Source organism: Flavobacterium sufflavum (genome assembly GCF_004016525.1).
Classification (GTDB): Bacteria; Bacteroidota; Bacteroidia; order Flavobacteriales; family Flavobacteriaceae; genus Flavobacterium; species Flavobacterium sufflavum.
Map to the genome: position 1 here is coordinate 47,401 of NZ_SACJ01000010.1, position 11,215 is coordinate 58,615.

Genomic DNA, 11,215 nt, shown 5'->3' on the forward strand with positions numbered 1-11,215 from the left:
TCTAATTTATTAGAGGTAATTTTATAATGAAGGTACTTCCTTTTCCCTTTTCGCTTTCTACAAATACTTGTCCGTTATGGTCTTCTACAATTCTTTTTACATAAGCTAAGCCCAGACCATGACCTTTTACATTATGCAAATCTCCTGTATGCTCTCTGTAAAATTTTTCAAAAACTCTCTTTTGAGCCACCTTACTCATTCCTAAACCTTGATCTTTAACCTTTATCAGAATCATATCCTTAATATTCTCGGTATAAATGTCAATTTTTGGCGTATCAGGTGAATATTTTATTGCATTTTCTAATATGTTTACAATCACATTTGTAAAATGCACTTCATTAATTAAAACAGTCGTTCTTACTGCTTCAAAATGTTTATTTATCTCTCCTCCTCTATCCTGCAAAATTAAATTTACATGGTCAATAGCATCATAAATCACTTCTTCAACATTACTGGAACCTTTCTCTATATCCAGTTCTTTTTTCTCTAATTTCGAGATTCGCAATACATTCTCCACCTGGGCATGCATTCGCTTATTTTCATCTCTAATCATCTGCAAATACCTGAAAACTTTCTCTTTGTCTTCAATTATTTTAGGGTTTTTTATCGCATCTAAAGCTAAATTAATAGTAGCGATAGGTGTTTTAAACTCATGCGTCATGTTGTTTATAAAATCGGTCTTAATCTCTGAAATCTGACGTTGACGAATTAATTGATTCAATGCACTTGTATAAGCAATTAAAATGATTAACGTAAATACTATTGATAAGATTGTAATGCTTACTAATTCTGAAAATAAAAATCTCTTTTTATGCGGAAAAGTAACTGATAATTTATACTTTTCATTTCCTTCATTATCGGCTAGAATTGGAATTGAATAAGTAGCATCTTTATCAAAATGAAATCCATCCGATTTAATTTTTGTTTGAATTCCGTTGCTAAAAATTCCAAATTCAAACTTAGTTTTCACTCCATGTTCAACAAGTTCTTTTTTCAAAAGATTTCTCAATTTTTCTTTTGAAATCCTTTCTTCGATAGGCAATGCCGAAGCATAATCTTTATATGAAATTTGCAATTGAGCTTTATTCAAAACATCCAGATTCCCTTCTTTTTTAAATATATCATCTGGAATTAAACTCTTGTTTAAAGCTGAATTATCAATAATATTGTTATTATTGTTATATACTTCAGTTTGTCTTTTAGAAGTAAAACTCCTAAAACCATCAGAATTAAATTTTTTACTAAACAAAGAACTATTAATGTCGTATTTTTCAGAACTAATACTATTTTTATAAATTATAGTTTTATTGGTTTTCGTATTTCTCTGAACGAATAAAATTTCCAGTAAATCTTCTTTTTGAGGAATCTTACCTGTACTGTCTTTTATATGGTTAATTTTATCATAAAAACTATACTCTTCCTGTTGTTCTAATTTATCCGCAACATTACTAATTACCTGAGTAACATGATACTTAAATTGTTCATCATTATTTTTAAATGAAGTATTAAACCAATATACCTGAACGAGTATTATCCCTATTAGAGATAAACTCATCAACAAAACAAGAAATCTAAAAAACAATTTATTCATCAAAACAAAATTAACTTTTTAACACTATAGTTGATAATGCATTAACCAAACATTAACATCTGTACCCACTATTGATTAATCGACAAAATTTTAAGAATTTCATCGATTTTAAGCTTAGCCAAGTCAATATCAATATTATCTACAACAAAATCACTTTTTAACACTCGTTGTTCGTCTGTCCATTGCGAATTAATTCTATTCAGTACCTGATCACGGCTTATTGTCTCTCTTTTTAAAATGCGTTCAATCCTGGTTTCTAAAGGCACTGTAATTGTTAAAATATAATCAAAATCGGTATATCTTCCACTTTCAAATAAAATTGCCGATTCATAAACAACAATAGGAGCTTTTTGATGCTGAGACAACCAGTTTTTATAGTCATTCCTAACAGCAGGATGCACAATGGCATTTAATGCTTTTAATCTATCAGGATTATCAAAGACAATTTCAGCCAGTTTAGCTCTGTTTAATTGATTTTCGTCAAAAACAGCCGTACCAAACTCTTGTTTTATAGCCTCAAGAATTTCTTGGGTTTGCATTACTTTTTTGCCCGCATCATCAGCTATATAGACAGGAATACCCAATGAAGCTAAATAATTAGCAATAGTAGTTTTACCACTTCCAATTCCTCCTGTTAAACCAATAACTTTTGGCATACTTATACTTTAAAAAACAATTGAGGAAAAGCTTCTTCCGGCTTTTTCTTCAAGATAATTATCTTAATGTAGGATTCTAAAAATCCTAAACCATAACCTGAAAATTGCTTCCAAACTGCAGTTACCGAAAGATAACCTATTTTAATACTTCTATTTTGAAAACTCGATATTAAAAATATTACAAAAAAGTAAACACAATACAATTGTGCTAAGAAATCATAAGTAAAAATCAACATCGCAATTGCAAGTGCTAAACCTATAATAAATAACGATGGAAAAAAGAACGTGAGTTTACTATATTGTGGATACCAACTATTCAAAATTGGTCGCGCTTTACCAAATTTATTTACCTGAATCGAAAATTTATCCCAATCAATTCTCCTTTTATGATATACGTAAGCTTTTGAAAAAAGTTTTGTTTCAAAACCTAAATTCCATAATCGAATAGACAAATCAGGATCTTCACCAGGATGAATATTCCCAAAACCATTAGAAGCTTCAAATGCTTTACGGGAAATCCCCATGTTAAAACTTCGAGGTTGAAATTTCCCTATTTTTTCCGAACCTCCTCTTATTCCTCCAGTAGTAAGAAAAGAAGTCATCGCAAAATTAATTGCCTTTTGAATATCCGAAAAACTATCTAATGCCCTATCCGGACCACCAAAACAATCTACATAATCTTCTTTTAATGCCTTATCTACTTCCGTCAAATATTCGGCTGGAATAATACAATCCGAATCAAATATGATAAAATAATCACCTTTGGCTTTTCTCATTCCATAGTTTCTGGAATCTCCTGGGCCTGAATTTTCTTTGAAATAATAAGAAATCGTCAATTTGCTTACATACTGATTGACAACATCTTCACATCTAATTATAGAACCATCTTCCACAATTACAATTTCAAAATCTTCTTTATAATCTGATTTTGATAAACTTTCTAAAAGTTCATCTACTTCGTCCGGACGATTATAAACGGGAATAATCAAAGAAAAATACATATTCTTAAAAGCGGTATTAATTATACAATATAAATGTAATATTTTAACAAAGATAACCTTTAATCAATAATGCGCCTTAATTTTAAATGCTTTTATACATTTAAAATTAAGACGCATTATCAATAATTATATTTTATTTTTATTCGAAATAAAATTAAGCGATACTTTCAACTTGAACCAATTCGTCAGCCTCTGCTTTATAATCTACTCCGGCTAAATCAAAACCGAATAAATTATAAAAATCTTTTCTGTATCCTTCTAAATCTCCTATTTCAGATAAATTTTCAGTAGTTGCCTGTTCCCACAATTGAGCCACCTGAGCCTGAATATCTTCACGCATTTCCCAGTCGTCAATTCTGATTCTACCTTTTTCATCTACTGGAACTTCAGCTCCTGTAAACAATCTTTGTTGGTATAAACGTTGAATTTGTTCAATACAACCTTCATGAACTCCTTCCGCTTTCATTATTTTATACAATAAAGAAATATACAACGGAATTACCGGAATTGCCGAACTCGCTTGAGTAACTAATGCTTTATTTACCGAAACATACGCTTTTCCGTTAATATCAGCTAAACTATCTGAAATTGTGAAAGCGGTAGCTTCTAAATGATCTTTTGCACGTCCGATTGTTCCTTTTCTATAAACCGCCTCAGTAACTGATGGCCCAATATAAGAATAAGCCACAGTTGTTGCGCCAGGAGCCAATAAATTCTCAGCTTTCAAAGCATCAATCCACATAGCCCAGTCTTCACCTCCCATAACGGCTATTGTATTTTCGATATCATCACCACTGCATGGTTCGATAGAAACTTCAGAAACTTTTCCTGTATGAAAATCTACTGTTTTGTTTGAAAAAGTAGCTCCAATAGGTTTTAAAACTGAACGATGTGTTACACCTGTATTTGGATTTGTACGAACAGGAGAAGCCAAACTGTAAATAATCAAATCCACCTGACCTAAATCGGCTTTTATTAAATCTAAAGTTTCTCTTTTTACTTCATTCGAAAAAGCATCTCCATTGATACTTTTTGCATACAAACCTGCTTTATGAGCCTCTTTTTCAAAAGCAGCAGAATTGTACCAACCTGGTGAAGCCGTTTTTCCAGCCAATGGTGGTTTTTCAAAAAACACTCCAATAGTTGCCGCATCAGAACCAAAAGCACTTGAAATTCTTGAAGCCAAACCAAAACCTGTAGAAGCACCGATTACCAATACTTTTTTAGCACCATCAATGGCTCCTTTTGATTTAACATACTCAATTTGATTTTTAACACTTTGCTCGCATCCCACCGGGTGTGCTGTCAAGCAAATAAATCCTCTCATTCTAGGTTCTATGATCATAGGGTATCAATATTATATTTTTATTTTTTTTAAGCGAATAAAACAATGACTTTATCAAGAAAAAGCTATCGTTTTTGGATGGCAAATATAGAGCATTTTTTTAGTTCAACAAGGCTTTTGCATGATTTAGAGCCGAATCTGAAACAATAGCTCCCGACAACATTTGCGCAATTTCAACAACGCGCTCTTCTTCTGACAGTAATTTTAATTCTGATTGGGTATCCTCTTCAATAGTTGATTTAAACACTTTAAAATGGGCTTCTCCTTTAGCGGCTATTTGCGGTAAATGGGTAATTGCAAAAATTTGCATTGTTCTACTCATTTCCTTCATAATTTCTCCCATTTTGATAGCAATTTCTCCGGAAACCCCGGTATCAATCTCATCAAAAATCAAGGTTGGTAATTTTGAATATTGTGCCAAAATAGCTTTTACAGCCAGCATAATTCGGGACATTTCTCCTCCTGAAGCTACTTTTTTCAACAATCCAAAATCAGTTCCTTTATTAGCCGAGAACAAAAACTGTAATTCGTCTTTTCCATTGGCAAAATAACTTTCGCCTTGAGTAACTTCTATATTAAAACGCGTATTTGGCATTCCCAAAGTCGCTAATATTTCAATCATTTTTTTAGATAAAACCGGAATAGCCTGAATTCTATTATCATGAATAGTAGTAGCTAAAGCATTTAATTTTGAAGCTTTTTCCTGAATAGCAGTATTCAAAAGAGCAATTTCTTCTTCAATATTTCCTAATTCAACAACTTCATTTTCTAATTTAGCCTGAATAGCCAGTAAGTCCTCTACCGTTGTTACCTGATGCTTTTTTTGCAAATTATAAATCAACTGTAACTTTTGATTAATTTGCTCTAATTGTTCCGGATCGTGAGTTATTTTTTCAGAACAACGATTCATTTCAGCCGAAATATCATCAAATTCAATAGTCAAACTATCTATTCTTTCCAGTAATTCTTTGTACTCAGTAGAAAAAGAAGCAATCTTTTGAATGGCTATTTTAATTTCTTTCAGATTATTTAAAACACCAAATTGCTCTTCATTGGCAATAGCCAAAGATTTATCTATAGCTTCTTTAATAATTTCAACATTATTAAGTTGCTCAAAAACACTTTCCAGCTCTTCTTGTTCACCCGATTTTAGTTGGGCTGCAAGCAATTCATTCAATAAAAAAGTATGGTATTCCTGTTCTTTATTGGATTCACTTTGTTTTTTGATAAGCGAATTTAATTGAGTCTTATCTGATTTATAACTTTTAAGAAGCGATTGATAATCGGTAATGATTTCCTGATTAGCAGCAATGGCGTCAATTATATCAAACTGCACATTTTCATCGGTAAGTTCTCTGGTTTGTTGCTGCGAATGAATATCAATCAAAAACAATCCTAAATCTTGCAATTCCTGAAGATTTACCGGACTATCATTAATAAAAGCACGCGATTTTCCCGAAGGCAAAATTTCTCTTCTAATGATCGTTTCGTCTTCGTAATCCAAATCATTGGCCTCAAAAAAAGCTGCTAAATTGTATTTCGAAATATCAAATTGGGCTTCAATAATACATTTTTCTTCCTTATTTTTTAAAGAAGTCAAATCGGCACGTTTTCCTAAAACTAGACCTAAAGCCCCTAAAATAATGGATTTTCCCGCACCAGTTTCTCCTGTAATAATCGAAAATCCTTTAGAAAAATCAATAGCTAATTTCTCAATTAAAGCATAGTTTTTTATTGATAGTGCAGTAATCATTAATTGTATTTATTATGAAAGTTGTGTGGAATAATTTTAAAAAGGCAATAATAACTAATATTTAAATCCTGCCCATTTTCCTGAATTCATAGGCGAAATTCTATTTAAATTATCCGCTAAATCTGTAATATTTATAGTAGGTCCACCTGAAAAAACAGATAGAATTTCGTCTGATTTTGCATCAAAAAAAACACGGGTCAAAAAAGCATTTGGTTTTGAATTATTCAATTTATTCAAAGCTATTAAAGAATTCTTTACCTTCTCCTTTGCCGATTTAGAATCAGCTGTCATTGCATCCAAGGCCTGGTGATAATCGAATAAGGTTTTTCTAATTTCAGCATAGGTAGGTGATAACAAATCGTTGATTAAAAAATAACGATTTTGGTTCCCATCAATCTGACTCCAGCCTTTATAAGCGCTTTGTTGTGCCACTGTTGCTATAGTTTGTGCTGTCTGATAATTTGGATCACCTGCTTTGAATTCAAAAGTGTCCTTGTCCATTCCAATAATTACATAACTGTAAAAAGAAATAACCGAAATAAGATTCGATTGAAAGGAATTAACATTAAAAGCTAAATTTTCAAATTCAGTATATGAAAAACTAAAATCCTTATCATTAATATTTAATACTGGTGTTTCATAAGACGAATCAAAAACAGGACGGGAAGATTGCACCTGAATTGTTGCGGTAAACTGATCGGAACTATGCGAAAGCAAGGTAATGTACATCGAACAATTGATCTTTTCCTGCTGTTTGTAATTTTGTGTAGTCCAATCGGTTTTATTGACAAACTCATTTAACGAAGTTTCCAACGTTTTATAAATCTGTTGATTAGGATTACCCATTTTTTGAGCATTAACCGTAACCGTACAATTCAATTGTTGTCCTTGAACAAAACCAAAGCTTAATACTAAAAAAAAGACAATTATCTTATTCATGAAAATGAGCTATTACTTTATTTAAAATATCATCAGCAACCGCTTCTTTGGATTTTAACTCCATCGGTTCGATCTTAAATTCCTTGTCGATAAAAGTAATTTTATTGGTCGATTTTTGAAAACCAGCCCCTTCATCCTGTAAAGAATTTAAAACAATCAAATCTAAGTTTTTTTTCTGAATTTTAGCCTTAGCATTCTCAATTTCATTTTCAGTTTCTAAGGCAAAGCCAATTAAAAACTGCTGTTTTTTATTTTCCCCCAATGAAGACAGGATATCTTTTGTTTTTTCGAGTTCGATGACAAAATTATCAGCCGCTTTTTTAATCTTTTGGTCAGCTACCATTTTAGGCCTGTAATCAGCTACCGCTGCTGCAGCAATTGCCACATCTACATCAGCATAATATTGATGACAGGCATCATACATCTCTTGCGCCGAAACAACTTTAACAACTTTTATCAAAGAATGATTCGCTACACAATACGTAGGACCAGTTACCAAAATAACCGAAGCACCTAAATTAGCGGCACTTTTAGCAATATCAAAACCCATTTTACCTGAAGAATGATTCCCAATAAAACGTACCGGATCAATTGCCTCATAAGTAGGTCCGGCTGTGATTAATATTTTTTTTCCTTTTAGGGGTAATTTGCTCTCTAAATCAGCTTCCAGAAAAGCAATAATATTTTCGGGTTCAGCCATTCTGCCTTCGCCTGACAAACCACTAGCTAACTCACCACTTTCGGCAGGAATTATGGTATTACCAAATTGTTCTAAGGCTTTAAAACTGGTAATTGTAGAAGGATGCTTGTACATATCCAAATCCATTGCAGGTGCAAAATAAACGGGACATTTTGCCGATAAATAGGTTGCAATAAGCAGATTATCACAAGTACCATTTGCCATCTTGGACAAGGTATTTGCGGTTGCGGGTGCAACAATCATTAAATCAGCCCAAAGACCTAATTCCACATGATTATTCCATTTTTCATCCTCATCATCCTGATTAAAGAAAGTGGAATAAACCGGATTTTTAGATAAGGTGGATAAAGTAAGTGGGGTTACAAAATCCTTAGAAGCAGGTGTCATTATCACTTGGACATGTGCACCTGCTTTTATAAAAAGTCGTACTAAAGACGCTGTTTTATAGGCGGCAATTCCGCCAGAAACTCCTAGCAAAATCTTTTTACCGCTTAAAACTGACATAGTATTTTATTTATTTGATTCTCTGTGATAAATTTTACCATCTAACCATTCCTGAACAGCTAAAGCGTGTGGTTTTGGTAATTTTTCATAGAATTTAGAAACCTCAATTTGCTCTTTATTTTCAAAAACTTCTTCAAGACTGTCATTATATGTAGCAAACTCTTCCAATTTCTCTGTCAATTCTTTTTTGATTTCAGAATTAATTTGGTTCGCTCTTTTAGCCATAATGGTAATTGCTTCATACACATTTCCAGTAGGTTGTTCAATAAGCGTTTTGTTGTACGTTATTGTATTTACTGGAGCATTCGTCTTTTTTAAATCCATGACTTTATTTATTTAGTATATTTTTGTAATTCTTGTTCAACACGAGCATACATATCGCTTGCCTGCTCTTTATATTTTGTATCTGCTTTAAATTTAATCAAATTTTGATACGAGATTTTAGCAACATTCAATCGTTCTTGCATTTTTGCAGGTACACTATTAATTCCTAACTGATAAGCTGAATCAAATTTATAAAACAACGCATCTTCTTTGAATTTAGTCCCCGGATAATCAGCAATAAAATTATCAAAAGCAACTAATGCCGATTTGAAATCAGAAATAGTATTATAACCTTTTGCGTTCTCGTATACTTTTTGTTCTATTTTTTCAGATAACAACTTAGTCAATCCATTTGCCTCTGCCAAATATTGTGAATTTGGATATCTATCAATAAAAGATTGCATTTTTTCAATGGCTTTAAAAGTATCTGCCTGATCTAAACTATATGTTGGCGATAAAATAGCATAACTTTTAGCTCCTAAAAACGCTCCTTCTTCCGCTTTTACACTTTTTGGATATCCTGAAACAAAACTTTCAAACTGATAAGCTGCCAAATGGTATTGTTTAGTCTTGTAATAAGACTGTGCATACATATAAAACAGTTTTTCTGCCTGAGGTTTCCCCCTGTATTCAGGAGCAATTTGCTCAAAAAGACGCAGTGCTTTAGTATATTTAGCCTGTGCATATAACGTATCGGCCATAGCAAATTTTTTCGAAACATCTTCGCTTTTTAATGCTTTTTGATATTCATTACATGAACTAAAAAGAGCAACAAGAAGCAATAAGGATACAATTTTCTTCATTTTTTTATTTTTGTCTTTAAAATACAGACCTTTTCAGCCTATAAAAAATCATACCGAAGTTTCGGTGGCAAATTTAGTTATTAATTTAGCGACTACAAAATATTTCTTAGCTTAAAAAATACTTGCAAAAGCCTTTATTTATCTATTTTCTTTACAAATTCGCTTATTCTATTTTGTAAATCTTCATCTACACTTACCAATGGCAAACGCACGGTATTATCAGCAATTCCCAAAGCCTGAAAAACTTGTTTGATTCCGGCAGGATTCCCCTGTTCAAAAATCATATCAATACAATCAAACAATAAATATTGTGATTTGAATGCTTCATCAACTTTGCGATTCAATCCTAAACGAATCATCTCTGAAAATTCTTTTGGAAAACCTTGCGCAATAACCGAAATCACACCAGAACCTCCTGCTAATACAGTTGCCAATGCAGTCATATCATCCCCAGAAATTACATGAAAATCTTTTGGTTTGTCTTTCAACAATTGCATTGCCTGAACAATATCGCCGGCTGCTTCTTTAATAGCAACAATGTTTTTGAAATCATTTGCTAAACGCAAAACTGTTTTTGGCAACATATTACTTGATGTTCTTCCAGGAACATTATAAACAATTACCGGAATTGGAGAAGCCTCAGCAACAGCTTTAAAATGCTGATAAATTCCTTCTTGCGAAGGTTTGTTGTAATATGGTGAAACAGAAAGAATTGCCACATAAGGAGACAAATCTCTTATTTTTAACTCCTCAACCACTTTCATAGTATTATTTCCACCCACACCTAAAACCAACGGCAAACGACCATTATTAGCCTCCACAACAGTTTGGATAACCAATTCTTTTTCGTCTTGGGTAAGCGTTGCGTTTTCTGCAGTTGTTCCTAAAATAACCAGATATTCAGTTCCTCCATCTACAGAAAAATTTACAATTCTTTTTAATGCTTCTGTATCAATTGAAAAATCTTCTTTGAAAGGAGTCACTAGAGCAACACCAGTTCCTATTAATGATTGCATGTTTTTAGATTATATTTTGTTTAATATTTTTAAATATCTGAATAATTCCTGAACAAAGACCTTATAATTCTCTGAGTTAGTATTAATCATCAAATTATTCAATCGTTTGTCTATCGCTGAAAAACCAACTTTAAATTTTGCCTTTGATTCATGAGTTGCAACAAGCAAAATAGCTTTATCAACATCATAGTAACTCACTAACAAATCAAAATCTTTAGCCAAAAAATTATTTACAGCTTCATTTTTAATTTGTGCTTTCCAATCTAAATACCCCGATTCTAATCTAGTAACCGAAGAACCCAAATTGTTTTTTAATTTACTTTTATAAAGCAATAATTCTATATTCCCTTCTACAACACCAGCCTCTACTAACTCCTTAATCAACAATTGTGTATGACTAAAATAGCTTTCATCCACTATTAAGCCCACTGTTTTTATATCACCAAAAAAAGAGCTACTCTTAACATTAAGCAAGCTATTTTTTAATTTTTTCTTTACCAAAAACTCTTTTAAGTAATTTAAAAACATAACTTATCTTTATTCGTAAACAAAATTAATTAATTAAGTCACACTATAAGGGGCA

The 11,215-nt window shown here is 32.1% G+C and carries 11 protein-coding genes; all 11 read right to left on the reverse strand.

The annotated features are described in order from the left end of the window. Nucleotide 1: 1 nt before the first annotated feature. Nucleotides 2-1,591: a sensor histidine kinase gene (locus EOD40_RS14115; RefSeq protein ID WP_128196617.1), complete on the reverse strand. Its 1,590-nt coding sequence runs from the start codon at nt 1,589-1,591 to the stop codon at nt 2-4. 68 nt (nt 1,592-1,659) lie between these two features. Beyond that, nucleotides 1,660-2,247, reverse strand: coding sequence for a dephospho-CoA kinase (coaE, locus tag EOD40_RS14120; RefSeq protein WP_128196619.1), 588 nt, complete (start codon nt 2,245-2,247; stop codon nt 1,660-1,662). Between the two features lie 2 nt (nt 2,248-2,249). After that, on the reverse strand, nt 2,250-3,248 hold the full coding sequence (locus tag EOD40_RS14125; RefSeq protein ID WP_128196621.1) for a glycosyltransferase: 999 nt from the start codon (nt 3,246-3,248) through the stop codon (nt 2,250-2,252). A gap of 154 nt (nt 3,249-3,402) precedes the next feature. After that, nucleotides 3,403-4,593 carry an enoyl-ACP reductase FabV gene (fabV, locus tag EOD40_RS14130; protein ID WP_128196623.1) on the reverse strand — a complete coding sequence of 397 codons (1,191 nt, stop codon included), beginning with the start codon at nt 4,591-4,593 and terminating at the stop codon, nt 3,403-3,405. Nucleotides 4,594-4,693: 100 nt separating this feature from the next. Beyond that, the gene (gene recN / locus EOD40_RS14135; protein WP_128196625.1) at nt 4,694-6,346 is read right to left on the reverse strand and encodes a DNA repair protein RecN; all 1,653 of its coding nucleotides are present in this window, start codon (nt 6,344-6,346) and stop codon (nt 4,694-4,696) included. Nucleotides 6,347-6,400: 54 nt separating this feature from the next. Next, nucleotides 6,401-7,285, reverse strand: coding sequence for a type IX secretion system protein PorD (gene porD, locus EOD40_RS14140; RefSeq protein ID WP_128196627.1), 885 nt, complete (start codon nt 7,283-7,285; stop codon nt 6,401-6,403). Further along, on the reverse strand, nt 7,278-8,489 hold the full coding sequence (coaBC, locus tag EOD40_RS14145; RefSeq protein WP_128196629.1) for a bifunctional phosphopantothenoylcysteine decarboxylase/phosphopantothenate--cysteine ligase CoaBC: 1,212 nt from the start codon (nt 8,487-8,489) through the stop codon (nt 7,278-7,280). The genes porD and coaBC overlap by 8 nt, the downstream gene beginning before the upstream one ends. Before the next feature lie 6 nt (nt 8,490-8,495). Next, nucleotides 8,496-8,813, reverse strand: coding sequence for a DNA-directed RNA polymerase subunit omega (locus EOD40_RS14150; protein WP_035657230.1), 318 nt, complete (start codon nt 8,811-8,813; stop codon nt 8,496-8,498). An 8-nt stretch (nt 8,814-8,821) separates the two neighbouring features. Further along, nucleotides 8,822-9,616 (reverse strand): outer membrane protein assembly factor BamD, encoded by a 795-nt coding sequence (locus EOD40_RS14155; protein WP_128196631.1) that lies wholly within the window; start codon nt 9,614-9,616, stop codon nt 8,822-8,824. Nucleotides 9,617-9,750: 134 nt separating this feature from the next. Then, nucleotides 9,751-10,632: a 4-hydroxy-tetrahydrodipicolinate synthase gene (gene dapA, locus EOD40_RS14160; RefSeq protein WP_128196632.1), complete on the reverse strand. Its 882-nt coding sequence runs from the start codon at nt 10,630-10,632 to the stop codon at nt 9,751-9,753. 9 nt (nt 10,633-10,641) lie between these two features. After that, the gene (locus EOD40_RS14165; RefSeq protein WP_231129635.1) at nt 10,642-11,133 is read right to left on the reverse strand and encodes a DUF6913 domain-containing protein; all 492 of its coding nucleotides are present in this window, start codon (nt 11,131-11,133) and stop codon (nt 10,642-10,644) included. Nucleotides 11,134-11,215 lie beyond the last annotated feature (82 nt).

Bases quoted from the DNA above. Each gene is read 5' to 3' on its own strand.
- EOD40_RS14115 (WP_128196617.1), bottom strand. From the start codon at position 1,591: ATGAATAAATTGTTTTTTAGATTTCTTGTTTTGTTGATGAGTTTATCT.
- coaE (WP_128196619.1), bottom strand. From the start codon at position 2,247: ATGCCAAAAGTTATTGGTTTAACAGGAGGAATTGGAAGTGGTAAAACT.
- EOD40_RS14125 (WP_128196621.1), bottom strand. From the start codon at position 3,248: ATGTATTTTTCTTTGATTATTCCCGTTTATAATCGTCCGGACGAAGTA.
- fabV (WP_128196623.1), bottom strand. From the start codon at position 4,593: ATGATCATAGAACCTAGAATGAGAGGATTTATTTGCTTGACAGCACAC.
- recN (WP_128196625.1), bottom strand. From the start codon at position 6,346: ATGATTACTGCACTATCAATAAAAAACTATGCTTTAATTGAGAAATTA.
- porD (WP_128196627.1), bottom strand. From the start codon at position 7,285: ATGAATAAGATAATTGTCTTTTTTTTAGTATTAAGCTTTGGTTTTGTT.
- coaBC (WP_128196629.1), bottom strand. From the start codon at position 8,489: ATGTCAGTTTTAAGCGGTAAAAAGATTTTGCTAGGAGTTTCTGGCGGA.
- EOD40_RS14150 (WP_035657230.1), bottom strand. From the start codon at position 8,813: ATGGATTTAAAAAAGACGAATGCTCCAGTAAATACAATAACGTACAAC.
- EOD40_RS14155 (WP_128196631.1), bottom strand. From the start codon at position 9,616: ATGAAGAAAATTGTATCCTTATTGCTTCTTGTTGCTCTTTTTAGTTCA.
- dapA (WP_128196632.1), bottom strand. From the start codon at position 10,632: ATGCAATCATTAATAGGAACTGGTGTTGCTCTAGTGACTCCTTTCAAA.